The organism is Microbacterium sp. 77mftsu3.1 (assembly GCF_900100525.1).
GTDB lineage: Bacteria > Actinomycetota > Actinomycetes > Actinomycetales > Microbacteriaceae > Microbacterium > Microbacterium aquilitoris.
In genome coordinates, this window is record NZ_FNCR01000002.1 from 496,499 (window position 1) to 520,231 (window position 23,733).

Sequence of the window (23,733 nt, forward strand, 5' to 3'; positions counted from 1 at the left end):
GTCAGGCGGGCGTCGCCCCTGCATCGTCGAAGGCGATCAGCGAGAACGCGCGCCGTACGACGTCGGCGGGTGGTTCGTCGCCGCCGTTGAACGCCCACCAGACGAGGGCCGCGTTCGACGCGCCGCTGAGCGCCTGCGCGCGGACGACCGTCGTCAGGTCATCGGCCGACGAGCCGTCGCGCTCGGCGATGAATTCCACGACCGCGTCGGCCAGCGCTCCGATCCTCGCGGAACCCATGGCCCAGAGGGTCGGGTTGTCGCGGATGACGTGGAGTCGATGACGGGTGACCTCGATCATCTCGTCGGGGATGGTCGCAGCGGCGGCGAAGGCTCTCCGGATCGCCTCCCACGTGTCATCCTCTGCCGCGCTGCTCGCGAGGCAGGCGTGGAAGCGATCGACCGCCTCGTCGAGACCGCCCCAGACCAGCGAGGCCTTGCTGGGGAACAGCCGGAACAGTGACCGGCGGCTCACATCGGCTGCAGCCGCGACATCGTCCATCGACACGACATCGAACCCGCGCTCGTCGAAGAGTCGGAGCGCGAGGAGGGAGACGCGGTCGGGGTCGATGGTGCGGGGCCGGCCCGAGGGGCGTTCGCTGGGGGAGTTCATAGACACCTTTCGGCACTGAGTGCTAAAACTGTACCGGCGCACCGAGCGCCACTCTCGAAGGAGGAGACATGACCGAAGCGACCACCGGCCGATTCGCAGGCAAGACCATCATCGTCACGGGCGCGGGTTCGGGCATCGGACGCGCCACCGCGGTCCGGATCGCGCGCGAGGGCGGACGCGTGATCGCGACCGACGTCGTCGCCGAGCGCCTCGACGACGTGCGTGCGGAACTGTCGGACCTTCCCGTCGAGACGGTCGTCGGCGACGTGTCCCGCGCCGAGACGATCGACCTCATCATGCGCGCCGCCGCGGACCGCGTCGACGGGCTCGCCAACGTCGCCGGCATCATGGATGCCTTCCTCCCGCCGAGCGAGATCGACGACGCCACCTGGGAACGAGTGCTGAGCGTCAACCTCACCGGCCCGATGCGGCTGACGCGAGCCGTACTGCCGCTCATGATCGCCGCGGGATCCGGCGCGATCGTCAACGTCGCATCCGAGGCGGCCCTGCGCGGATCCACGTCCGGCGCCGCCTACACCTCGTCCAAGCATGCGATCGCCGGGTACACGAAGAGCGTCGCGTTCTTCCACGGACCGCAGGGGATCCGCGCGAACGCCGTCGCTCCGGGAGCCGTGGCGACGAACATCGAGGCCCCGATGCGCAGTGAATACGCGGCATCGCGAGTCGGTCCGATCTTGCAGGCGATCGTCCCTCCCGTGGCCCAGCCCGAGCAGCTCGCCGCAGCCATCACGTGGCTGCTCAGCGACGACTCGGCCAACGTGAACGGCGTCCTCCTGCCGAGCGACGGCGGGTGGTCGGCGATCTGAGCCGGCGGTCAGGGGGCGTCACCAGACGACGCCGCCGCCCACCGAGATGCCGCCCCACGTGAGCAGCACGAAGATCGCGGCGAAGACGACCGGGGCGATGCCCTTGCCCCTGCGGGCGAGGCCCTTGAACAGGGCGATCACGACGAGGATCGCGGCGACGATCGACAGCCCGCCGCCCACGAAGAAACCGATGAACAGCGGGATCGGCATGAGGATGAGGCCGAGCAGGCCGACCCAGAAGGCGGCCCAGGCGGTCGGGTTCGAGCGGCGTTCGGTGGCGTAGGACATCACCCCATCCTGGTGTCCTGCGCCCGATCCCGCGACGGGGCTGTCGTGGATCCCGAGACCTGATAGAGGGCGCGCGAGCGGTCGGACGGCCCCCGCTGCGCGGCGAGCGGCTGCGTCAGTGGGGCATCGAGGGACGCGCCTCGTGCGGGTCGCGGCGCTGCGGGATGAACAGGGCGACGCCGAGGGCGATGACGGCGGCGCCGAGACCGAGGGCGAAGGAGAGGTGGAACGCCTCGGGCGCCGGGACGGGTGTGCCGCCGAGGTCGACCGTCAGGGCGGCGAGCACCGCGCCGACGACGGCCGCGGCGATCGAGGTGCCGAGCGAGCGGAACAGCGCGTTGAGGCCGTTCGAGGCGCCCGTCTCGTGCTGGGGCACCGAGCGCATGATCAGCATCGGCATGCCGGCGTAGCCGAAGCCGATGCCCACGCCGATGAGCAGGTTCGCGACCAGCAGGTGCCAGACTTCCGACGCCCACAGCAGCGAGTAGCCGTACGCGAGGATCAACGCGCTCGCACCCATGATGAGCAGCAGGCGCGGGCCGATCGTGCGGGCGAGGCGTCCCGAGAAGGGTGAGAGCACCATCATCACGAGACCGGCGGGCATGACGATGAAGCTCGCCTGGACGAGGGTGAGTCCGAATCCGCCGACGGATGCCGGCAGCTCCAGCATCTGCGGGTACGACACGTTCGAGGCGAACAGCGAGAAGCCCATCGCGACCGACGCGAGGTTGGTGAGGAGCACGGCCGGACGCGCCGCGACCCGCAGGTCGAGGAGGGGCTCACGGATGCGGAGTTCGAACCAGCCCCACACGAGCAGCACGGCGAGGCCGCCGAGCCCCAGGGCGAGCGTCGCCAGCGACGTCCACCCCCATTCGTTGCCGCGCGAGACGGCGAGCAGGGCGCCCGTCAGACCGATCGCGAGACCGATGGCCCCGGCGAAGTCGAACCTGCCCGCGGTCCGCAGGACGCTCGCCGGCACGACGAGGGCGACGAGGGCGAAGACGACGACGCCGAGTCCCGCAGCCATCCAGAAGAGCACGTGCCAGTCGCTCGTCTCGGTGATGATCGCGCTGACCGGCATGCCGACGGCGCCGCCGACCCCGAGGGTCGCGGACATCAGGGCGATGGCGGCATCCACCCGGTCCTCGTGCAGCACGTCGCGCATGATCGAGATGCCGAGCGGGACGACGCCGGTGACGGCGCCCTGCAGTGCACGTCCGACGATGATGCCGCCGATGCCGGGGGAGAGGGCGGCGATGACCGACCCGACGATGAGGAGCCCCAGCAGGATGAGGACGATGCGGCGCTTGCCGTACATGTCGCCCAGTCGCCCCGCGATCGGCGTCGAGACCGCCGCCGCGAGCAGGGTCGCCGTCACGACCCACGCGGTGTCCTCGCGCGAGGCGTTCAGGAGCTCGGGGAGCTTCGCCTGGATCGGCACGACCAGGGTGAACATGAACGACGACGCGAGTCCCGCGATCGCCAGAACGGCGACGATGGCGCCCTGTCGTGGCATGCGGGTGAGTCTGCGTCTGTCGTCCGAGGGCATCCCTCCAGGTTAAGCCCGGCCGACGACGTCGGAGCCTGCCGGGCTCATCCCCGGCGGATCATCCCGCCGAACGCCAGTCGTCCGACTCCATGTGCGAGCCCGCCTGCGGGCCCATCTGCAGCATCCCGCCGTCCACGACCCAGGTCGCGCCCGTCACATACGACGACGCCGGTGAGGCGAGGAAGGCGATCACGTCGGCGATCTCCTCCGGCTTGCCGGGACGGGGGATCGGGATGCCGGGGCGATGCGTGTTCTCGGCGTCCTCGGCATCCATGTCGTTGATGGGCGTCGCGATCTCGCCCGGGGCGACGGAGTTGACCGTGATGCCCTTCGGGCCGAGCTCCTGGGCCATCGTCTTCACGAGCCCTTCGAGACCGTGCTTCGATGCGACGTAGGCGGCCGAGCCGACGCGCGGCTGCGAGCCGTGGACGCTCGTGACGGCGATGATGCGCCCCTCCTGGCCGGCATCGGCCATGAGCTTCGCGGCCGTGTGCATGCCGACGAAGGCGCCGTCGAGGTTCAGCCCGACGACGGTGCGCCACCCGTCGATGTCCATGTCGAGGAACGGTCCGCCGGTGCCGCCGCCGGCGTTGTTGACGAAGACGTCGAGACCGCCCAGCTGCTCGGCGAGGTGGCGGACGATGCCGGGGACCGACTCGAGGTCGGTGGCATCGAACTGCGCGACGACGGCGTTGCGGCCGCGGCGGCGGACCTCCTCGGCCGTCTCGTTCGCGCCGTCCTCATCGGAGTGCCACGTCACCCCCACGTCCATCCCGGCGTCGGCGAGGGCGAGGGCGGTCGCGCGCCCGATCCCGGAGTCGGAGGCGGTCACGATGGCGCGGCGGGGCGAGAAGGTCATGGTCCGACGCTACGAACCGACGCGTCCGCGGCACACCCGCTTGACAGCACTGCGGCCCCGGACGTACCGGAGCCGCAGTGCTGTCAGCGCGAGGTGGTCGAGCGCAGGTGGGTGATGTCGGCGTCGGACAGGAGTGCCCGCGGCATGACCGCGACCGGTCCGAGCGGCGAACCGACCTTCAGCAGGAGCGCGTCGCCGGCGGCATCCACTCGGCGGAAGGCCGTGTAGCGGATGTCACTCGTACCGAGTGCCGAGGTCGCCCGCATGCCCTCGGCGGTGAGCGTCGCCGTTGCGACGAAGCCCACCGGGTAGGCGCGCAGGATCGAGGATCGGACGGCGATCCACGACGCGATCACCGCTCCGCACAGGATGACCACCATGGCGATGCCCACCCACGCAGCGCTCTCACTCCCCGTGGCGGTGAGGAACACACTCAGGATCACGATCAGGGCCGTGGCGGTCATCAGCACGATCCAGGACGGCCGCGTCAGCTGCCAGCGCAGGAAGCCGCGCGCGAGGCGGGAGGCCAGCTGCTCGTCGACGACGAGCGACCGGCCTCCCTCGGGCGTGCTCACACCGCGTCCGGCGAGGGGGTGTCGACGGGCGCTGCCGGCTCAGCGGCGGGCTCCGCCGCCCGGCGACGCAGCGGCGCGGCGTCCTGCGCCGCCTGCTCGTTCTGCAAGCCCTGGGCGATCCCGCGACCCGTGGCCTGGCCCTGGATGATGCCGCGCAGGTCGATGCCCGTCGCCGCCTGGACGGCGTCGAACGTCGCGCGCATGCTCGAGGCGCTCTCGCCGGCGATGTGGCTCGATGCCCCCTCGCCGCCGAGCACCGTGATCGAGCCGACCTTGTCGAAGCCGCGTGCGAACTCGGTCATGAGCGGCACGAGCGACTCGATGGCGCGCTGCGCGAGCAGGGCCTGCTGGTTCTCGGCGAGGGCGCGTGCCTCTGCCGTGAGGGCCGCAGCGCGTGCTTCACCCTCCAGCCGCACGGCGGCGGCGTCGGCCTCGGCGCGCAGGCGCGTGGCCTCGGCTTCCTGGGCGGCGATCTGCGCACGGGCCTCAGCGGCCTTGACCTGCGTGTAGGCGTCGGCGTCGGCGGAGCGCTCGCGCTCGTAGAGCGAGGCGTCGGCGACCTTCTTGACGTCGGCGTCGAGCTGCGCCTGACGGTTCTCGGCCTGCTGCAGGAGGACGGCCTGCTCGCGCTCGGCACGGGCGAGGGCCTCGGCCTGCTCCGCCTCGGCGCGGGCACGACCGACCTCGGCTGCGGCTGCGGCGGAGTTCTTGTCGTACGCGGTCTGCTCGATGAGGTTCGCCTCGTCGGTCGCGATCTGGCGCGCCTTGACCTCGCGGGCGGCGTTGATGCGCGCGACCTCGGCCTCGCGGCGGACGCGCTCGACCTCGGTCGCGCCGAGGGCGTCGATGTAGCCGTTCTTGTCGGTGACGCCCTGGATCTGGAACGAGTCGAGGATGAGGCCCTGCGACAGCAGGTCGCTCTTGATGCCGTCGGCGATCTGGTCCGACAGCTTCTGCCGGTCGTTCATGAGCTGCTCGACGGTCAGGGTCGCCACGACTCCGCGGAGCGCACCCTCGAGCTGCTCGGTCGTGAACTGCTCGATCGCGCCGTCCTGCGAGAGGAAGCGCTCGGCCGCACGACGGACGAGTTCGGGGTCCGAGCCGATCTTGACGAGGGCGACACCGCTGACGTTGACCGTGACACCGGTGGATGACTGGGCCGTCGGCTCCATCTTGATCTGACGCGCGCGCAGCGAGATCATCTCGGCCCGCTGCGTCAGTGGGTTGACGAGCGCGCCGCCGCCGGTGATGACCGAGATGCGCGATGAATCCCCCGACGCGTTCTTCTGGTTGCGTCCGACGATGACGAGCGCCTGGTCGGCCTTGGCGACCTTGTACCACGCCCGCAGCACCACCATGAAGATGATGATGAAGACGATGACGGCGACGACGGCGATGGCGCCGATGACGAAAGCCCCGCCTGTGACGAGTGCGTCCATGTGTGATTTCCCCCGAGTCTCGATGTCTGTGCGCGGCACGGTGCACGTGCCCACTACGAACGTATCGGTTACTCCAGCCGCGTGACGAGGGTGCGGCTCCCGCCCTACGCTGGCCTCATGACCACCCCTCCTCCTCCGCAGCCGCCCCAGCCCCCGTTCGGGGCGTACACGCCTGTGCCGCCGATGCGTCCCGAGGACGAGAAGTTGTGGGCGACCCTCACGCATCTCAGCGGCATCTTCACGGGATGGGTCGGGCCACTCGTCGCCTACCTCGTGCTGCGCGACCGCGGTCCGTTCGTGCGCGCGCACACGGCCGCCGCGCTGAACTTCCAGCTCACGATGCTCATCGCCAGCATTGTCGGTGCCATCCTCATCCTCATTGGCATCGGTCTGCTGATCCTGTTGGCCGTCTACGTGCTGCTGATCGTGATCGCGATCATCGGCGCCGTGAAGGCGAACCAGGGGCAGTGGTACAACCCGCCGGTGACGATCCGCTTCGTCTCCTGAGCCGCGTCGCCCCGGCGAAGAGGCCCGGATAGACTGACGGATGCCGCGTTCTGCGGCGTCCGCGCTGTCGCGCACCCTCTTCACAACGACCATTGGAGCCACCGTGGCCGAGCAGTCCCGTCTCGACAAAGTCATCGCCCTCGCCCGTCACCGCGGGTTCGTCTTCCAGGCGGGCGAGATCTACGGCGGGTCGCGGTCGGCGTGGGACTACGGCCCCCTCGGGACCGAGCTCAAGGAGAACATCCGCCGCCAGTGGTGGCAGACGTTCGTCCGCGGACGCGGCGACATGGTCGGCCTCGACTCGTCGATCATCCTCCCCAAGCGCGTGTGGGAGGCATCGGGGCACGTCGCGACCTTCACCGACCCGCTCGTCGAGTGCCTCCAGTGCCACAAGCGCTTCCGCGAGGACACGCTGATCGAGGACTTCGAAGCCCGCAAGGGCCGCAAGGCCGAGAACGGTCTCGGCGACGTGCCCTGCCCGAACTGCGGCACCAAGGGTCAGTACACCGAGCCGAAGTCGTTCTCGGGTCTCGTGAAGACCTACCTCGGCGTCGTCGATGACGAGAGCGGCCTCTACTTCCTGCGCCCCGAGACCGCTCAGGGCATCTTCGTGAACTTCTCGAACGTGCTGACCGCGTCGCGCAAGAAGCCGCCGTTCGGCATCGGCCAGGTCGGCAAGGCCTTCCGCAACGAGATCACACCCGGAAACTTCATCTTCCGCACGCGCGAGTTCGAGCAGATGGAGATCGAGTTCTTCACGCCGCCCGCCGAAGCCGGTGAGTGGTTCGACCACTGGGTCGAGGCGTGCTGGAACTGGTTCCTCGACCTCGGCATCGATCCCGAGAACATGCGGCAGTTCGACGTGCCCGAAGAGGACCGCGCCCACTACTCGACCGCGACGATCGACGTCGAGTACCGGTTCGGCTTCGCGGGCAAGGAGTGGGGCGAGCTCATGGGCGTCGCCAACCGCACCGACTATGACCTTTCGAGTCACATCGAGGCGTCCGGGCAGAAGCTCGCGTACTTCGACCAGGCATCCGGCGAGACCTACGTCCCTTACGTCATCGAGCCGTCCTTCGGTCTCACCCGCGCCATGATGGCGTTCCTCGTGGACTCCTACCGCGAGGAGGAGGTGCCGAACGCGAAGGGCGGCACCGACACCCGCACGGTCCTGGGCCTCGACCCGCGCCTGGCGCCGGTAAAGGTCGCCGTCCTGCCGCTGAGCCGCAACGAGCGCCTGTCGCCCCTCGCCCGCAAGGTCGCCGACGATCTGCGCGCCAACGGGTGGAACGTGGACTTCGACGACGCGGGTGCGATCGGACGCCGGTACCGGCGCCAGGACGAGATCGGTACGCCGTTCTGCGTCACGGTCGACTTCGATTCGCTCGACGACGACGCCGTGACGATCCGCGATCGCGACTCGATGGCGCAGGAGCGAGTTTCGCTCTCCGAGCTGCACACCTACCTCGCCCCGCGCCTGCGCGGCGCCTGACCCCGCGACGCCTCGCGCCCGCTGCGGCGCGAGGCGTCAGCCCTTGGCGGCCTTGGCTTCCGCCTTCGCGGCGCGCTTGTGCTCCCGCACCTTCGTGAGCGATTCCGGCGAGACGATGTCGGCGACCGAGCGGAAGGAGCCCTCCTCGCCGTAGGCGCCGGCGGCCTCGCGCCACCCGTCGCCCGTGTACCCGTACTGCTTGCCGAGCAGGGCGAGGAAGATGCGCGCCTTCTGGTCGCCGAACCCCGGAAGCGCCTTCAGCCGCTTCAGCACCGTCCGCCCGTCGGGCTCGCCCTGCCTCCACAGCGCCGCGGCGTCGCCGGCCCACTCGTCGACCAGCGTCTGGCAGAGCGCCTGCACGCGAGCGGCCATCGAACCGGGGAAGCGGTGGACGGCCGGGGTCTGGCTGAAGGCGGCCGCGAACTCCTCGGGATCGGCCGCGGCGATCTGCGCGGCATCCAGCCCACCCGTGCGGTCGCGGATCTTCAGCGGGCCGGCGAACGCGGTCTCCATCGCGATCTGCTGGTCGAGCAGCATCCCGATCAGGAGGGCGAGCGGTTCGTCGGTGAGGAGTGCGTCGGCGGCACCGTCGCCGGTGATGTGCAGGGCCATGCCTCCATGTTCCCACCGTCGGCAAGGTGCGGGTGGGGGAGGATGGGAGGATGACCGCCGACGCCGCCACCGACCTCATCTCGCAGGCCCGACGGGCGCGGGTCGCCGTCGTCGGGGGCGGGATCGCCGGGCTCGTCGCGGCACTCCACTGCGCGAAGGTCGGGATCGGTGTGACGCTGTTTGAGGCGGGCGATCGCCTCGGGGGGATCGTCGCCTCCGCCGAGCTCGACGGCACGATGACGGATGTCGCGGCCGACGGCTTCCGCGTCGCCCCCGGCGCCCTGGCCGAGCTGATCGACGAACTGGGCCTGCGCGACGCCATGGTCCCGGCGCAGGACGCCGACACCTGGGTCGCCGGTCCGCACGGAGTCGCGCCGCTGCCGGCGGCGTCGATCCTCGGCATCCCGGCCAACCCGTTCGACCCCCGCGCGCGCCGGATCATCGGTGCACGCGGCGCGTGGCGGGCGTACGTGGACCGCCTGCGCCCACCGCTGACGATCGGTGCCGAGCGGAACCTCGGCACCCTCGTGCGCCAGCGCGTGGGGGAGCGGATCCTCGACCGCATGGTCGCTCCCCTGACCTACGGCATCCATGGCGTGCCGCCCGAGCAGGTGGACGTCGATCGCGCTGCTCGCGGTCTGAACTCCGCGCTCACCCGCACCGGTTCGCTCTCGGGCGCGGTCGCGCAGCAGCTGGCCGGGAAGGATGACGCCGCCCCTTCTCGCGCGAGCATCGCGGGTGGGATGTCGGTGTTCGTCGATGCTCTCGCGGAGCGCCTGACGGACCTCGACGTCGAGGTCCGCGCGGCGGCGGAGGTCACCGCGATCGAGCGTGCGGGTGCCGGGTGGTCGCTGTCGTGGGCGGCGGCGGACGGCGAGAGCGGCGTCCACGAGGTCGATGCGATCATCGTCGCGACACCCGAGCGCACCGCTCGACGGCTGCTCGCCCCGCACCTGGACGGCCTCGACGGCCCGACCCTTTCTCCGGAAGACGTCGACGTCGTGACGCTCGTCCTCGACGCCCCGGGCCTCGACGCGCGTCCGCGGGGACACGCGGTCTACGCCGTCCCGGGCGAGGCGGCGGCGCTCGCGGTAGTCCACGCGACGGCGACGTGGCCGCATGAACACGGCGAACCGCACATCGTCCGTGTGACCCTGCCCGCCGGCGAAGGGACGGATGCCGAGGCGATCGCCGCAGCTACGGCGGCGGCCGCCGAGCTCCTCGGCGCCGACGTGGGCACCGTCCGCGCCGCGTACCGGGCGCGCTGGCCGCGCGCGCTGCCGTCATCGGCCCTGTCGCCCGCGCGCGACGAGCTGCGCCGTGCGGCCCGCACGAACGAGCGCCTCGGCGTCGTGGGCGCCTGGATCGACGGCACCGGGCTCGCCCGGGTCGCCACCGATGCCGAGACCGAAGCGGAACGCATCCGATCGGGCCTCCTGTGGCACTCCGACGGTGAGGGTGCAACGACCTGAGCCGCCTGTCAAGGGTGGATACCGCGAACGGCATGCGCCGATACGCTGGGTGCTCGGCACCACATCGCTTCGAACGTGAGGAATCGCCATGAAGGGCAAGATCGGAATCGTCGTCGGACTCACCGCCGGCTACGTCCTCGGGGCCCGCGCGGGCCGCCAGCGCTACGAGCAGATCAAGGACGCCTACCTGCGGGTGTACAACACGCCCGCCGTGCAGAAGCAGGTGGACAAGGTCGCCGAGTTCGGCAAGTCCGCCGCGTTCGCCCTGCCGAGCGTCCTCTGGAACGGTGCCGTCAAGGTCACCCGCGCCGCGACCACCTCGGGCACCCCGGGCCAGAAGCTCGACGCCGCGCTCGACGCATCCGAGGATGCGGCCGACGACGTGAAGGACGCCGCCAAGACCACCGCTGACGCCGTGTCCGGCTCCGCGAAGAAGCCGGCGAGCCGGGCCTCGTCCGGTTCGACGGGCGGCGCGCGCAGGAAGCCCTCGTCCGCGTCATGAGCACCCCCCGCGGATTCCGGGACCGCCGCGACGAGAGTCTCCTCGGTCTCGTCGGAGAGCTGCCCGAGCTCGTCAAGAACCTGATCGTCGCCGAGATCACCGCGGCGAAGACGTGGGCGGCGCGGACCGGGAAGGATGCCGGCATCGTCGGCCTCTGGTTCGTCCTCGCCCTCTTCTTCCTGTTCTGGACGCTGCCGGCCATCGGCGCGTTCACCGTCATCGGGCTGTCGTCGTGGATGGCGCCCTGGCTGGCGGCTCTCATCCTCGTCGTGCTCGGATTGCTGCTGGTGGTCATCACCGCGTTCCTCGGGTACCTGAGGGTCCGGCGTATGAAGAATCGTGAGAATCCCGCGAAGGCACTGTCTACCGACGCCCGAATCGTGAAGGAAGTGGCCGATGAGTTCTGACCTCCCCCGCACCGCCGTCCCGCTCGGGATCACCGACCCGGTCGAGCGTGCGCGCGCTGAGCTGAAGGCGGCCCTCGCGGCCATCGAAGAGAAGGCGAACGTCCCCAAGCGGGCGGCTCGCGCCACGCGGCGCGCGCAGGTCTCGGCGCGTGGCTTCGCGGACCGCAACCCGTCCGGTGCCGCAGTCGCCGTGGTCGGCGCTGCGCTGGCCGTCGGCGTGGTCGTCTGGGGCGTCGTCCGCCTGTACACGCGCTGACGCCTCCCCGCGTCGTCGCTCCCGACGCCGGGGGTATGCTCGGAACAGGCAGCGGCGACGGCGCGAGTGCTGCCGACGACACGGTCCCGAACGTGCGCATCCGCGCTCATGTCGATGAGCGTCGGCCGTCTCGCTGCGGGGCGGCCACCGCCTATACGAGAGTCGAACCATGAACACATCCGCTGCGACAGCACCGAAGCCCCTCAAGGGCTGGCGTGTGCTCGTCCCGCGCGGAGGTCCCTGGGGTGACAGCGTCGCCGCCGCTCTGCGTGCCCAGGGAGCGACGCCGGTCATCGCCCCGCTCATCAACTTCGCACCCTCCGAAGACCCGACCGACCTCGAATCCGCACTCCGCGACCTCGCCTCAGGCGCGTTCGACTGGGTGACCCTCACGAGCTCGACCACGGTCGACGTCCTGCATGCGTACCGAGCGGTCATCCCGCACACGACGCGCGTGGCCGCCGTCGGCGAGACGACCGCCGCCGCTCTCGGCGCCGTCGGCTACCGCGTGGATCTCGTCCCCGAGGAGGACAACTCCGCCGCCGGCATGGCCGCTCAGCTCATCGCGCTCGAGCCCGACCCGATGCGCGTGCTCACGCTTCGCAGCGAACTCGCCAAACCCGTCCTGACCCGACTGCTCGAAGAGGCGGGGCACGACGTCCGGAGCGTCATCGCGTACCGCACCGTCGGCGTGCCCGTGACCGACAAGGTCGCCACCGATGTCCGTTCCGGACGCATCAACGCGATCCTCGTCACGAGCGGATCGGTCGCCGAGCAGGTGTACGAGCAGTTCCCCGAGATCCCCGAGGCGACCGTCATCGCCGCCATCGGCCCCCGTACCGCGAAGGATGCACGGCGTGCGGGCCTCGGCGTCAGCGTCACGGCGAAGGAGCAGACGGTCGCCGGTCTCATCGCCGCCGTCGGTCAGTTCCCGCTCCCGCACGCGATCGACGAACTCGCCCCTCCCACCGGTTCGTTCCCCCGAATCCAGGGCTGAGGCCGTGGTCGAGACCGTATCGTTGCGGCTCGGGCATCCGTCGCGGTGGATGCGTTTGGCAGACTGATCCCATGGTGACGCTGCTGCTCGATTCGTCGCGACTGGAGGTCGCGCTCTCCGCCACCGAGCGTGTGCTGGCGTTCCGCAAGGATGCCGTCCGCGTCGAGCGCGCGCACATCGTCAAGGTGCAGCTCGTCGACGATCCGTGGACGTGGCTGCGCGGCGTCCCCGCTCCCGGCACCGTCGTCCCCCGGACGGTCGCTATGGGGATCTGGCGCTCCGCCGGCGGCGACGATTTCATCCTCGTCCGGCGTCGGAGGCCGTCGGTCGTGATCGACCTCGAGGGCGACGCGGAGTTCCAGCGGCTCGTGATCACGACCCGCCACGGTCTGGCGCTCGTGCAGGCGCTCCGCCTCGACGTCGAGGACGAGCCGACCGACGTCGTGCAGCTCGTCACGACCGAGATCCCGGTGCAGAGCGGCGATGCCGCGGCGGGTCCGACGGGGCGGCCGTCCCGGCGCCGCGCGCCGCGCCCGGCACAAGCCTGACCGGTACAGGCCTGACCGACGCCGCTCTCGGCCGGTGCGGGGGAGCGGCCCGGTAACGTTGCCCGGGTGAGTGAACCCGCGGCATCCCGTCTGCTCGTCCGTGCGGAGGGCAGTGTCGGGCGCATCACCCTCGACCGGCCCGAAGCGATCAACGCCGTCGACCACGGCATGATCCGCGGCATCGCCGACGCGCTCGACCGCTGGGAGCACGATCCCGACATCCGCCTCGTCCTGCTCGACGGCGCGGGTGATCGCGGCTTTTGCGCCGGCGGCGATGTCCGGACCCTCCGCGAGCAGATCCTGGCGGGGGATGCCGAGGCCGCGATGGGCTTCTTCCGAGACGAGTACGCGCTCAATGCGCGCATCGCCGCTTACCCGAAGCAGATCGTGGTCTTCGCCGACGGCGTCACGATGGGCGGGGGGATCGGCTTGGCCGGTCACGCCTCGGTGCGCATCGTGACCGAGCGTTCGCGCCTGGCGATGCCCGAGACGCGCATCGGTTTCACCCCCGATGTCGGCGGCTCGTGGCTGCTCGCGCACGCTCCCGGCCGCATCGGCGAGTACCTCGCGCTGACGGGCGCGACGATGGATGCCGCCGACGCGATCTACGCCGGATTCGCCGACCACCTCGTGCCCGCCGATCGGCTGGACGACGTCCGCCACGCGCTCGTCACGCGCGCCGACCCGGACACCCCGACCGAGATCACGATGCTGTTCGATGAGACGCCCGAACCGTCGCGCCTGGCGTCGGCGCGCGGCTGGATCGACGACGCCTTCGCGGCCGAGACGGTCGCCGACGTCATCGTGCGCCTGCGGGCGCGGCCCGAAGCGGATGCCCGCGCCACCGCGGACGAGCTCGAGACCCAGGCGCCGACGGCACTCATCGTGACCCTGGCCGCCGTGCGGTCCGCCCGAGGGGTGCCCGGGCTGCGGGCGGCGCTCGCGCAGGAGTACGCCCTGGTCGAGTGGTTCGGGCGGACGCAGCCCGACCTCGTCGAGGGCATCCGCGCGCAGCTCGTCGACAAGGATCGCTCGCCCCGGTGGCGGCCGGCGACCCTGGCCGAGGTCCCTGCGGGCACGGCGGCGCAGGCGCTGTCGTTCGCCCCCACCGTCCCCCTCTGGAGCTGACGTGTTCGACAGTCCTCTCTCCGCCTCGGCCTACGAGGTGCTCGGCGTCGCGGTTGATGCGACCGACGAAGATCTCCGCAAGGCCTATCGCCTGCGTCTGAGGCAGACCCACCCCGACACCGGCGGCGACGCCGCGCAGTTCGTCCAGGTGCAGCGTGCGTGGGAACTCGTCGGCACCGCCGAGGCGCGCGCCTCGTACGACCGGGGGCAGGGGTTCGGGGACACCGTGTCGTACGCGCCCGACGCGTCCGCTCCGATGTGGCGTCCGGCCGCGCGCCAGACCGACACCCGGCCGCGCGCCCGGTCGTTCGGACAGCCCGGCGGCTGGCGCCGCGAACGCTACCTCGACCTGATCCGCGAGTGGGCCGGCCGCGGCGTCGACCTGCCCGATCCGTACGACCCGGGCCTGGTGCGGAGCGCCCCTCACGAGGTGCGGCGGCTCTTGGCGGACGCGCTCGCCGAGGAGGCTACGGCGCGCATCGTCGCCGAGCTCGGGATGGGGTACACGGTCTGGCACGACGTCGCCGCCGACCGCCGCGATCTCGACGTGAAGCTCGATCACATCGTGCTGGGCCCGAGCGGCCTGTACGCCGTTCTCTCGGAGGACTTCGGAGCGCCCGTCCGCACCCGCCGGGGCGAGATCGAGGGCGACGCGGTCGTGGGCTCGCCGGTCGCGCAGCTCGTGCTCGCGGCGCGCGGGCTCGGCCGCGCGGCGAAGGTGAAGTTCAGTGCGGCGCTCGTCGTCCTGCCCGACGACGACGTCGTCTCGGCGGTCGAGGAGCTCGGCAAGGTGAAGGGTCTCCCCGTGGCCGTCGTCGCCCGCAGCGCCCTCGCGACGGTGCTCCGCCGTGGCGTCAGCGGAGCGCGCGAGATCGGCGGCAACGAGCTGTTCGACGTGCGGACCCGACTGCAGCAGACGGTCCGGTTCGCCTGAGCGTCAGCCGCCGATGCCCGTGAGCTCGAGCGGGTGCGTCAGCCGCCACCAGGCGTCGGGGCCGGGGAGGGCTTTCTCGACGCTGAGCGGCACCTCGACCTCGGCTGCCGGACCCGTCAGCGTGAGGTCTCCGGCGTCCGCGCCTGCCGTCGCATCGCCCTCGACGTCGAAGGATGCCGCGCTCTTCGCGGTCGCGCCGTTCCACAGCAGCAGCGACGCATCCTTCTCCGTGACGATGCGGCTCTTCGCGCCCCACGCCGTCCTGGCCTCACCGACGACGGTCCCCGCCGGAAGGACCGTCGGAGCAGCGGCCTCGTCGGCGAGGTCGCCGAGCAGGCGCTCGGCCTCGCCGGCACGCGCATCGTTCGTGGGCTGCCCGGCGACCGAGGCGAAAATGGTCGTGGGGATGCCGCCGACGTCGATCTTCTGCGCGGCGACGAGGTTGTAGTACCCCGCGTAGCTACCGGTCTTCAGTCCCACGACGCCGTCCGTGCCGAGGAGGGCGTTGGTGTTCTCGAACGTCCCCGCGCCGGGGAGCTCCGCGGTCTTGGTCCCGACGATCTCGGCGATCACCGGGTTCTCGAGGGCCTTCTCGGCCAGCGCGATCATCGCCGCCGGGGTCGCCACGTTGCCGCGGTCGTAGCCGGAGGCATCCGTCACCGTGATGCCGTCGAGGCCGTTCTTCGCGAGCCACGCGTCGGCAGCCGTCGCGTAGTCGGCGACGGAGCCGAACGCGTCGGTCGCGAGACGGTTCGCGTAGTTGCTGGCCGACGCCATCAGCATGCCCTGGAGCATCTGGTACTCGGAGAGGGAGCCGTCGTCGGGCACGTTCAACGCCGACTGGTTCTGCGCGACGTAGCGCCAGTACTCCTGCCGGTCCGCGAAGCCGAAGTCGTAGGCGGGCCCCTGCTCGCCGGACGCGAGCGGCTTCTGATCGAGGATGACGAGGGCGGTCACGAGCTTCGTGGTGCTCGCCATCTGTGCGGGATCGTTCGACGAGACCGCCGCGGGGAAGCCCTCGATGCCGACCGCGGCCTCGCCGTCGGCGGGCCACGAGATGGCGCTTGGAGCACCGGCCAGCGGCGCCGTCTCGGTCGCCGTCGCCGTCGCTGTGGTGGACGAGAGCGGCCAGAGCAGCATGGCCGTCGTGTAGGTCGTCGCAAGGGCGACGATCGCGAGCGCGGGGATCCCGATCACGCGTCCGCGGGTCCGCCGCCGGCGTCGCATCGGCGGCAGCAGGTCGTACGCCGCCCCGCTTGTCGCCGGTGCGACGCGCGTCGTCGGATGCCCGTCGTCGTCGACCCAGGCGAGAGCGAGCCTCGTCGCCGGCGCGGGGTCGTCGGAGGGCCGGGTGCGCCGGGGCCGGCGCGTGCGGGTAGCGGCGTCGTCCACGGTCACGGGACCACGGTATCGCGCCCGGGGCTGCGGCTATACTCGACGCACAACCACGGGAGTCCGGTGAGCCGGGCTGAGAGGAAGCGACCCACGCTTCGACCGTCGAACCTGATCCGGATCATGCCGGCGCAGGGAGGAGAACACACATGCACGCTGTCGCGTCCGAAACCGACACGCTCACCGCTTCGTCACCGAACCGCTCCCGCTGGCGCGTCGTCGACATCGTCGTCGCCGCCGTCCTCGGCGTCGCCGTCGGCCTTCTGTTCTGGTTCTGGAACGGGGTCGGCTACGGCTGGTTCGAAGTGATGGATGCCGCGACCCCCGGCCTCGGCGGCTTCGCCGTCGGCATCTGGCTGATCGGCGGTGTCATCGGCGGTCTCGTCATCCGCAAGCCAGGTGCCGCGCTGCTGGTCGAGGTCGTCGCCGCCGTGGTGTCGATGATCATCGGCAACGTCTGGGGCGCCTCGACCCTGCTGTCGGGTCTCGTACAGGGTCTCGGCGCGGAGCTCATCTTCGCCGTGTTCCTCTACCGCCGCTTCGGCATCGGCGTGGCCGCGCTCGCGGGCGTCGGCGCGGGTGTCGCCGCCTGGATCTTCGAGTTCTTCTTCGGCTCGTCGCCCAACATCGCCAAGACCCTCGAGTTCAACCTCATCTACCTCGGCACGATCATCGTCTCGGGCATCGCGCTCGCCGGTGTCGTGGGGTGGCTGCTCGTCCGCGCCCTCGCCAAGACCGGCGCACTCAGTCGGTTCGCGGCCGGTCGAGAACAGGCGGACGAGGTCTGACCGGCGGGTCCCGGCCCGCGGGACTGCGCGCCCGCGGGTGGGGCTGGCGCTACGCCGGCCGGCGCCTCCCCGCCGTGCGCGACGTCGATCTCGACATCGCGCCCGGGGAGCGCGTGCTGCTTCTCGGTGCGTCGGGTGCAGGCAAGTCGACGCTCCTCGCCGGGATGGCCGGTCTGCTCGGCGGCGACGAGGACGGGACGACGTCGGGGCGGATGACCGTCGACGGTGCCGACCCGACCACCCAGCGCGGCCGGGTCGGGCTCGTGTTGCAGGACCCCGACGCCGGTGTCGTCCTGTCGCGTGTCGGCGACGACGTCGCCTTCGGGTGCGAGAACCTCGGCGTCCCGCCCGAGCGCATCCCCGAGCGGGTGCGCGCGTCGCTCGACGCCGTCGGTCTCGACGTGCCCCTGGACCGCGAGACGGCGAAGCTCTCGGGCGGACAGAAGCAGCGCCTCGCGATCGCGGGCGTGCTGGCGATGGATCCCGGCCTGCTCCTGCTCGACGAGCCGACCGCCAACCTCGACCCCGTGGGGGTGCGAGAGGTCCGGGCCGCGGTGGGGCGGGCGGTGGATGCCACCGGCGCCACGCTCGTCGTCATCGAGCACCGCACGGACGTCTGGGTCGACCTGATGACGCGCGTCGTCGTGCTCGACGCGGACGGGGGTCTCCTCGCTGACGGCACGCCCGCCGAGGTGTTCACGCGTCACGCCGACGCGCTCCTCGCCGCGGGGGTCTGGCTGCCGGGGCATCCCGTCGACCTCCCTGCGCTGCCGCCGGCCGCGGCGGGCGGTCCGGTCGCGCTCCGCGCTCGCGGGCTCGCTGTCTCGCGCGACGGGCGGACCCCGGTGCGCGAGGGACTCGACATCGACGTGCCGGCAGGCGCGGCATCCGTCGTCACCGGTCCGAACGGCGTCGGCAAGTCGACCCTCGCCCTCACCCTGGCGGGCCTGCTGCCGGAGTTCGCCGGGACGGTCGAGGCGGGCGTCGTGCCGGCGGGACGAAAAGGTGTGCGGCCGTCGCGGTGGACCTCGCGCGAGCTGCTCACCCGCATCGGCACCGTCTTCCAGGACCCCGAGCATCAGTTCCTCGCCTCGACCGCCCGTGCCGAGCTCGAGGTGGGCCCGCGCGCGCTGAAGCTGCCGGCCGCCGAGATCGACGCGGTCGTCGACGACCTGCTCGACCGTCTCGGACTCGTGGCGCTCGCGCGGGCGAACCCGTTCACCCTCTCGGGCGGGCAGAAGCGGCGGCTGTCGGTCGCCACCGTGCTGGCCACGTCGCCGGAGGTCATCGTCCTCGACGAGCCGACGTTCGGGCAGGATCGCCGCGGGTGGGCGGGCATCGTCGCGCTCCTGCAGGAGCAGATCGCCGGCGGCCGGGCGGTCGTCGCGGTCACGCACGACGACGACGTCGTCCGGCTGCTCGGCGGGCGGCGCATCGACCTCGGGGCGGTGGCGCCATGACCCTCGCCCGCTCCGGCATCGAGACGGCGAGGCGGGACGCCTGGCTCGACGGCGTGAACCCGGCCGTCCGCATCCTGATCGCCTTCGTCCTGTCGATCCCGCTGCTGACGACGATCGACGCGGTCAGCGCAGCGGTCGCGGTCGTGCTCCTGACACTCTGCATCCCCCTGACCGGCATCGGCATCGGGACGGTCCTTCGCCGTATGGCGCCGATCCTCGTCCTCATGCCGGTCGCGGGGCTCAGCATGCTGCTCTACGCGGAACCGGGCGGACGGGTCTACGCGTCGTTCTGGTACGCCACGATCAGCGACGACTCCATCGCCTTCGCGGTGGCCGTCGGCATCCGCGTCATCGCGTTGGCCCTGCCGACGATCCTGCTGTTCAGCCGCGTCGACCCGATAGAGCTCGCGGCCGCCCTCGCCCAGATCGTGCGGCTGCCCGCGCGGCTCGTGCTCGGCGTCCTGGCCGGCACGCGGACGCTCGGCCTGTTCGTCGACGATTGGCGCGCGATGCGGCTCGCACGGCGTGCCCGCGGCGTGGGGGACCGGAACGCGGTGCGCCGGTTCTTCTCGATGGCGTTCGTGCTGCTCGTGTTCGCGGTGCGACGCGGGACGAGACTCGCGACGGCGATGGAGGCCCGCGGGTTCGGCTCGGCGATCCAGCGCACGTGGGCGCGCACGTCACGGCTCTCGCGGCGGGACGCTATCGCCGTGGTCGGCGCCCTCGCGATCATGGCGGCGGCGATCGGCGTTGCGGTGGCCGTCGGCTCGTTCCGGTTCGTCTGGATGTGACGCGCCTGGCGCATCTGTCGCGCGGGCGCCCTCAGCACACGTACGCGAAGCAGATCGAGCGGGGCATCGTCTCGGCGTACGGCTCGTAGACCGGGATGCGGGTGAACCCGAGCGACTCGTAGAGGGCGACCGATTCGGGCTGCGGGATGCCGGTCTGCAGGATGACGCGCTCCGCGCCGCCCGTGCGGGCCCGGTCGAGGGCAGCATGCATGAGGGCGCGCGCGATGCCGCGACCCCGAGCCGCCGCGGTGACGACGAGTCGCTTGATCTCCCATTCGTCGCCGAGGCGGCGGAGGATGACGTGGCCCGTGGGGGTGCCGTCGGCATCCACCGCGATCAGCGTCGCGACGATGTCATCCGGGTGCATCGCGAGCGCGCGGGAGCGGGCGGCGCGGCGTTCGGCCGGCTCGTCGCCGTGGAACCCGTCGTAGCGGGCGCCGAGGTCGGCATCCAACTCGTCTCGGAGTGCCGTCGCACGCGGGTCGTCCCACGCGACCTCGAGGAGGCGGGGTCCGGTGCTCGTCCGTTCGCTCACCGGACGAGCCTATGCGCCCGGCCGCGGGTCGGTCTTCGCTCGCGCCATGTGGCGGGTGTTCCGCGCCGCGCGTCGCCCTTCGGCGCGAGCGAACGACCCCGGCGGCTGGTAGCGTCCGCGGTATGACCGCCGGCACCGCAGCGTCGCGCCCCACCGGGGTGGCCGCGGTCCTCGCGGTCGCCGTCATCCAGGTGCTCGCGATCGTCGTCACCGCGGTGCTCTGGTTCTTCCACACCGTCTTCGCCGGCGGTGCCTGCGGGGCGTCGTGCGACGGGGCTGCAGCGGATGCCGCGGGCATGCTGTTCATCGCGGCGGCGGCAGCGAGCATCCTCGTCACCGTGTCCGCGGCGGTCGTCGCCCGCCGGACCGGCTGGGACCTCGCCTGGGTGCCGCTCGTCTCGACGGCCCTCGTCGTCGCCGGCTACCTCGCCGCGGTGGCGGTGTTCGACGCGGCCATGCGCTGACGCCTCACGTCGCGTTCCACAGGTCGCGGTAGTACGCGAGGCGTTCCTCGTCGGGGTCGACGCCGTACGCCTCGAGCAGCAGGCCGTCCCAGCCGGGGCCGTAGTTCCAGCCGGTGCTCATCGCCGCGACGGCGATGTCGCCCCAGCGGTCACCGAGTCCGAGCTGCCCCAGGTCCACGTGACCGCTCCACCGGCCGTCGTCGCCGATCAGCGTGTTCGGCGCGCACGCGTCGCCGTGGCACACGACGAGCTGCTCGATCGGCGGCCCGTCCCGAAGGTCGGCCGGCACGACGACACCCCGTTCCGCCGCGTTCGCGACCCGCGACGGCACAGTCCAGTCGAAGGGGCAGGATGCCACGGGCAGGCTCTCGTGCAGCGCGCGAAGGCCCTCGCCGATCGCCCGGACCGCCGTCTCGGGACGCGCGACCCAGTCGGGGTGCACCGCCGAGAGCCCGGCGATCGATCTGGTGACGAGCCACTCGGTCTCCCCGTCGTCGCCCTGCTCGACGACGGTCGGCACGCGGACGTACGGCGCAGCCCAGGCCAGCCGTTCGGCCTCGTCGGACATCGAGGTCTCGAGGTGGACCGGTCCGATCTTGATGTAACGCTCGTCGTCGGTGCGCAGCGTCATCCCGCCGAGCTTGTTGGTCCAGACCGGCGTCAGGGCCGCGCCGCGCGCGAGCCGGCGCGCGATCGGCGGCACCGGAGCGTCGTGCTGCGGGATCGACATCCCCTTATTCTGCCGTCGCGGGGATGGGTTTGTCGTGCCCGCAGCGTGGGACGGCTAGCCTGGAGGCATCCCGTCGCCGTGGCACCCAGTCGCGCGTCGGGTGGAACCCGATACCGTTCGAAGGAGAGCGCATGGACATCGCCGGATCATCCGCCGTCGTCACCGGGGGAGCCAGCGGGCTCGGGCTCGCCACCGCCCGCCGCCTCGCCGCGCAGGGCGCGCACGTCGTCATCGTCGACCTGCCGTCCTCTGCCGGGGCCGACATCGCGGCCGAGCTCGATGGGACCTTCGCCGCCGCCGATGTGACGGATGCCGCCCAGGTCGAGTCCGCGGTGGCCGCGGCATCCGCCGTCGCCCCGCTCCGCGTCGCCGTCAACTGCGCCGGCATCGCGCCGCCCGCGAAGGTCCTCGCCCGGGACGGGTCGCCGAACGCCGTGGCGGACTTCGAGCGGATCGTTCGCATCAACCTCATCGGCACGTACACCGTCATCGCGCACGCGGCGGCGGCGATGGCGGCGACCGAACCCACGGCATCCGGAGACCGCGGCGTCATCGTGAACACCGCGTCCGTCGCGGCGTTCGACGGCCAGATCGGGCAGCCTGCGTATTCCGCGAGCAAGGGCGGCGTGCACGCCATGACCCTGCCGATCGCGCGCGAGCTGGCGCGCTCCGGCATCCGCGTCTGCACGATCGCACCGGGGATCATGGAGACCCCGATGCTCGCCGGCCTCCCCGAGGCGGCCCAGGAGTCCCTCGGTCAGCAGGTGCCGTACCCCGCCCGCCTCGGCAAGCCCGACGAGTACGCGGCGCTCGTGCAGCACATCGTCGAGAACGGGTACCTCAACGGTGAGACGATCCGCCTCGACGGCTCGATCCGCATGGCCCCCAGATGAGTGGAGAACCGATGAGCGACACGATCCTGCTGCAGCGCGACGGCGCCCTCGCGCGGCTGACCTTCAACCGCCCCGCGTCGCTGAACGCGATGGACTTCGAGATGGGCACGCGCTGGCGCGACCTCGCGCACGAGCTGACGGGCGACGACACGGTCGGGGCGATCGTGCTGGATGCCGCGGGCCCGGCCTTCTGCGCCGGCGGCGACGTCGTGCAGATGGCGACCTCGGGCGGCAGCGGCGGCACGATCACCGAGATGGCCGGGGTCATCCACGACGGCATCCGGACGTTCGTGGAGTCATCGATCCCGATGGTCGCCGCGGTGCAGGGCGCGGTCGCCGGCGGTGGACTCGGCCTGATGCTGACGGCCGACTACATCGTCGCGTCGCCCCGCGCGGTGTTCGTCAGCAAGTATGCGAACATCGGGCTCACTCCCGACCTCGGGGTCTCGACCCTTCTGCCCGCCGCGATCGGGCAGCGCCGCGCGCTGCAGCTGCTCCTCTCCGACACGACGATCGATGCGTCCACGGCGCTCGAGTGGGGGCTCGTCGCGGAGGTCGTCGACCAGCCCGGCGAGCGTGCCGAGCAGATCGCGCGCGTCTGGCTCGACGGCGCCACCGGCGCGTTCGGCCAGGCGAAGCGCCTGGTCCGCACCGGTGCGCACCGGTCCTTCGCCGACAACCTCGACGACGAGGCCCGCACGATCGGCGCCGCGTTCGACACCGCCGACTCGAAAGCCCGCGTCGCCGCGTTCGCCGCGGCATCCCGTTCGCGTCGATCCTGATCCCCTGGAGAACCCATGACCCTCGCCGGAAAGACCATCCTCATGTCGGGCGGCAGCCGAGGCATCGGCCTCGCGATCGCCCTTCGCGCCGCCCGTGACGGCGCGAACGTCGCCCTGCTCGCCAAGACCGACACGCCTCACCCGAAGCTCGAGGGCACCGTGCACTCCGCCGCCGAGCAGATCCGTGCAGCAGGCGGCAACGCGCTGCCCATCGTCGGCGACGTCCGCGACGACGGCGACATCACCGAGGCCGTCATGAAGACGCAGGGCGAGTTCGGCGGCATCGACATCGTCGTCAACAACGCGTCGGTCATCGACCTGTCGGGCTCGCTCGAGCTGGCCGCGAAGAAGTACGACCTCATGCAGGACGTCAACGTGCGCGGCACCTTCATGCTGTCGCGCGCGGCGCTGCCGATCCTGAAGGATGCCGCAAACCCCCACATCCTCTCGCTGTCGCCGCCCCTCAACCTGTCGCCGAAGTGGCTCGGCGCGCACACCGGGTACACGCTCGCGAAGTACGGCATGACGATGGCGACGCTCGGCATGGCGGCGGAGTTCGCGAAGGACGGCGTCGCCGCCAACACCCTCTGGCCCCAGACCACAATCGCGACGGCCGCCGTGCAGTTCGCCCTCAGCGGCGACCGGATGATGAAGGTCAGCCGCACGCCCGAGGTCTACGCCGACGCGGCGTACGAGGTGCTCCGCAAGCCGGCCCGCGAATACACCGGTCAGACGCTCATCGTCGAGGACGTCTTGCGGGATGCCGGTGTCACGGACTTCTCGGGCTATGCGGCGACGCCGGGCACGCCCGACACCGAGCTGTTCCCCGACATCTTCCTCGACTGACCCGTTCGCGGAAGCAGGAGTCTCGGCGCGACACGCCGAGGGTCACGAGC

General features: G+C 71.6%; 28 protein-coding genes and 1 riboswitch. Of the genes, 18 read left to right on the top strand and 10 right to left on the bottom strand.

Going from position 1 to position 23,733, the window contains the following annotated elements:
* Position 1 precedes the first annotated feature (1 nt).
* Positions 2-610 (bottom strand): acyl-CoA-like ligand-binding transcription factor, encoded by a 609-nt coding sequence (locus BLR68_RS07340; RefSeq protein ID WP_018187478.1) that lies wholly within the window; start codon positions 608-610, stop codon positions 2-4.
* A gap of 68 nt (positions 611-678) precedes the next feature.
* Here BLR68_RS07340 and BLR68_RS07345 point away from each other — a divergent pair, with 68 nt between their 5' ends.
* Positions 679-1,437, top strand: coding sequence for an SDR family NAD(P)-dependent oxidoreductase (locus tag BLR68_RS07345; RefSeq protein WP_018187477.1), 759 nt, complete (start codon positions 679-681; stop codon positions 1,435-1,437).
* 18 nt (positions 1,438-1,455) lie between these two features.
* Here BLR68_RS07345 and BLR68_RS07350 read toward each other — a convergent pair whose 3' ends face one another.
* The 5 genes from BLR68_RS07350 to BLR68_RS07370 all read right to left on the bottom strand — a co-directional run bounded on the left by BLR68_RS07350 (position 1,456) and on the right by BLR68_RS07370 (position 6,147).
* Positions 1,456-1,725, bottom strand: a complete 270-nt coding sequence (locus BLR68_RS07350; protein ID WP_018187476.1) for a hypothetical protein — start codon at positions 1,723-1,725, stop codon at positions 1,456-1,458.
* Between the two features lie 115 nt (positions 1,726-1,840).
* Entirely contained in the window at positions 1,841-3,241 is a 1,401-nt protein-coding gene (locus BLR68_RS07355) for an MFS transporter (protein WP_018187475.1), read from the bottom strand.
* Between the two features lie 91 nt (positions 3,242-3,332).
* Complete coding sequence (locus tag BLR68_RS07360; RefSeq protein ID WP_018187474.1) at positions 3,333-4,133, bottom strand: SDR family oxidoreductase; 801 nt, start codon at positions 4,131-4,133, stop codon at positions 3,333-3,335.
* 83 nt (positions 4,134-4,216) lie between these two features.
* Entirely contained in the window at positions 4,217-4,708 is a 492-nt protein-coding gene (locus tag BLR68_RS07365; RefSeq protein ID WP_018187473.1) for a hypothetical protein, read from the bottom strand.
* Positions 4,705-6,147, bottom strand: a complete 1,443-nt coding sequence (locus BLR68_RS07370) for an SPFH domain-containing protein (RefSeq protein WP_018187472.1) — start codon at positions 6,145-6,147, stop codon at positions 4,705-4,707. Before BLR68_RS07370 ends, BLR68_RS07365 begins: the two co-directional genes overlap by 4 nt.
* Before the next feature lie 117 nt (positions 6,148-6,264).
* Here BLR68_RS07370 and BLR68_RS07375 point away from each other — a divergent pair, with 117 nt between their 5' ends.
* Positions 6,265-6,654 (top strand): DUF4870 domain-containing protein, encoded by a 390-nt coding sequence (locus BLR68_RS07375; protein ID WP_040570577.1) that lies wholly within the window; start codon positions 6,265-6,267, stop codon positions 6,652-6,654.
* 103 nt (positions 6,655-6,757) lie between these two features.
* The gene (locus tag BLR68_RS07380) at positions 6,758-8,146 is read left to right on the top strand and encodes a glycine--tRNA ligase (RefSeq protein ID WP_018187470.1); all 1,389 of its coding nucleotides are present in this window, start codon (positions 6,758-6,760) and stop codon (positions 8,144-8,146) included.
* A gap of 36 nt (positions 8,147-8,182) precedes the next feature.
* On the opposite strand, the gene BLR68_RS07385 is transcribed toward BLR68_RS07380, so the two are convergent.
* Positions 8,183-8,758, bottom strand: coding sequence for an HhH-GPD-type base excision DNA repair protein (locus BLR68_RS07385; RefSeq protein WP_018187469.1), 576 nt, complete (start codon positions 8,756-8,758; stop codon positions 8,183-8,185).
* 50 nt (positions 8,759-8,808) lie between these two features.
* On the opposite strand from BLR68_RS07385, the gene BLR68_RS07390 reads away from it, so the two are divergent.
* From BLR68_RS07390 to BLR68_RS07425, 8 genes are all read left to right on the top strand, one after another.
* Positions 8,809-10,230: a protoporphyrinogen/coproporphyrinogen oxidase gene (locus tag BLR68_RS07390; RefSeq protein WP_018187468.1), complete on the top strand. Its 1,422-nt coding sequence runs from the start codon at positions 8,809-8,811 to the stop codon at positions 10,228-10,230.
* 88 nt (positions 10,231-10,318) lie between these two features.
* A complete protein-coding gene (locus BLR68_RS07395) occupies positions 10,319-10,732 on the top strand; it encodes a hypothetical protein (RefSeq protein ID WP_018187467.1) in 414 nt (137 codons plus the stop codon).
* The gene (locus BLR68_RS07400; RefSeq protein WP_018187466.1) at positions 10,729-11,139 is read left to right on the top strand and encodes a phage holin family protein; all 411 of its coding nucleotides are present in this window, start codon (positions 10,729-10,731) and stop codon (positions 11,137-11,139) included. Before BLR68_RS07395 ends, BLR68_RS07400 begins: the two co-directional genes overlap by 4 nt.
* The gene (locus BLR68_RS07405) at positions 11,129-11,395 is read left to right on the top strand and encodes a hypothetical protein (RefSeq protein ID WP_018187465.1); all 267 of its coding nucleotides are present in this window, start codon (positions 11,129-11,131) and stop codon (positions 11,393-11,395) included. Before BLR68_RS07400 ends, BLR68_RS07405 begins: the two co-directional genes overlap by 11 nt.
* A gap of 169 nt (positions 11,396-11,564) precedes the next feature.
* A complete protein-coding gene (locus BLR68_RS07410; RefSeq protein ID WP_018187464.1) occupies positions 11,565-12,392 on the top strand; it encodes a uroporphyrinogen-III synthase in 828 nt (275 codons plus the stop codon).
* 71 nt (positions 12,393-12,463) lie between these two features.
* Positions 12,464-12,940 carry a hypothetical protein gene (locus BLR68_RS07415; RefSeq protein ID WP_018187463.1) on the top strand — a complete coding sequence of 159 codons (477 nt, stop codon included), beginning with the start codon at positions 12,464-12,466 and terminating at the stop codon, positions 12,938-12,940.
* A gap of 66 nt (positions 12,941-13,006) precedes the next feature.
* Positions 13,007-14,068 carry an enoyl-CoA hydratase/isomerase family protein gene (locus BLR68_RS07420; protein ID WP_018187462.1) on the top strand — a complete coding sequence of 354 codons (1,062 nt, stop codon included), beginning with the start codon at positions 13,007-13,009 and terminating at the stop codon, positions 14,066-14,068.
* A gap of 1 nt (position 14,069) precedes the next feature.
* On the top strand, positions 14,070-15,002 hold the full coding sequence (locus tag BLR68_RS07425; protein ID WP_018187461.1) for a J domain-containing protein: 933 nt from the start codon (positions 14,070-14,072) through the stop codon (positions 15,000-15,002).
* 3 nt (positions 15,003-15,005) lie between these two features.
* Here BLR68_RS07425 and BLR68_RS07430 read toward each other — a convergent pair whose 3' ends face one another.
* Positions 15,006-16,400 carry a D-alanyl-D-alanine carboxypeptidase family protein gene (locus BLR68_RS07430; RefSeq protein ID WP_018187460.1) on the bottom strand — a complete coding sequence of 465 codons (1,395 nt, stop codon included), beginning with the start codon at positions 16,398-16,400 and terminating at the stop codon, positions 15,006-15,008.
* Positions 16,401-16,439: 39 nt separating this feature from the next.
* Positions 16,440-16,549, top strand: a riboswitch (TPP riboswitch).
* On the opposite strand from BLR68_RS07430, the gene BLR68_RS07435 reads away from it, so the two are divergent.
* The 3 genes from BLR68_RS07435 to BLR68_RS07445 all read left to right on the top strand — a co-directional run bounded on the left by BLR68_RS07435 (position 16,544) and on the right by BLR68_RS07445 (position 19,433).
* Entirely contained in the window at positions 16,544-17,182 is a 639-nt protein-coding gene (locus BLR68_RS07435) for an ECF transporter S component (RefSeq protein ID WP_018187459.1), read from the top strand. (Overlaps the previous riboswitch by 6 nt.)
* A 74-nt stretch (positions 17,183-17,256) precedes the next feature.
* Positions 17,257-18,642 carry an ABC transporter ATP-binding protein gene (locus BLR68_RS07440; protein WP_018187458.1) on the top strand — a complete coding sequence of 462 codons (1,386 nt, stop codon included), beginning with the start codon at positions 17,257-17,259 and terminating at the stop codon, positions 18,640-18,642.
* A complete protein-coding gene (locus BLR68_RS07445) occupies positions 18,639-19,433 on the top strand; it encodes an energy-coupling factor transporter transmembrane component T family protein (RefSeq protein ID WP_018187457.1) in 795 nt (264 codons plus the stop codon). Before BLR68_RS07440 ends, BLR68_RS07445 begins: the two co-directional genes overlap by 4 nt.
* A 31-nt stretch (positions 19,434-19,464) precedes the next feature.
* Here BLR68_RS07445 and BLR68_RS07450 read toward each other — a convergent pair whose 3' ends face one another.
* Entirely contained in the window at positions 19,465-19,968 is a 504-nt protein-coding gene (locus BLR68_RS07450; RefSeq protein ID WP_018187456.1) for a GNAT family N-acetyltransferase, read from the bottom strand.
* Positions 19,969-20,090: 122 nt separating this feature from the next.
* Here BLR68_RS07450 and BLR68_RS07455 point away from each other — a divergent pair, with 122 nt between their 5' ends.
* Positions 20,091-20,432 carry a hypothetical protein gene (locus BLR68_RS07455; RefSeq protein ID WP_018187455.1) on the top strand — a complete coding sequence of 114 codons (342 nt, stop codon included), beginning with the start codon at positions 20,091-20,093 and terminating at the stop codon, positions 20,430-20,432.
* 4 nt (positions 20,433-20,436) lie between these two features.
* Here the strand turns inward: BLR68_RS07455 and BLR68_RS07460 are convergent, their stop codons facing one another.
* Positions 20,437-21,162, bottom strand: coding sequence for an aminoglycoside 3'-phosphotransferase (locus BLR68_RS07460; protein WP_018187454.1), 726 nt, complete (start codon positions 21,160-21,162; stop codon positions 20,437-20,439).
* 131 nt (positions 21,163-21,293) lie between these two features.
* Between BLR68_RS07460 and BLR68_RS07465 the strand changes: the two genes are divergently transcribed.
* Genes BLR68_RS07465 through BLR68_RS07475 form a run of 3 tightly spaced genes read left to right on the top strand, consistent with a single transcriptional unit; the run spans position 21,294 to position 23,683 of the window.
* The gene (locus tag BLR68_RS07465; protein ID WP_018187453.1) at positions 21,294-22,055 is read left to right on the top strand and encodes an SDR family NAD(P)-dependent oxidoreductase; all 762 of its coding nucleotides are present in this window, start codon (positions 21,294-21,296) and stop codon (positions 22,053-22,055) included.
* Between the two features lie 11 nt (positions 22,056-22,066).
* Positions 22,067-22,837, top strand: coding sequence for an enoyl-CoA hydratase/isomerase family protein (locus BLR68_RS07470; protein ID WP_018187452.1), 771 nt, complete (start codon positions 22,067-22,069; stop codon positions 22,835-22,837).
* Between the two features lie 15 nt (positions 22,838-22,852).
* Entirely contained in the window at positions 22,853-23,683 is an 831-nt protein-coding gene (locus tag BLR68_RS07475) for an SDR family oxidoreductase (protein WP_018187451.1), read from the top strand.
* The last annotated feature ends 50 nt before the right edge of the window (positions 23,684-23,733 follow it).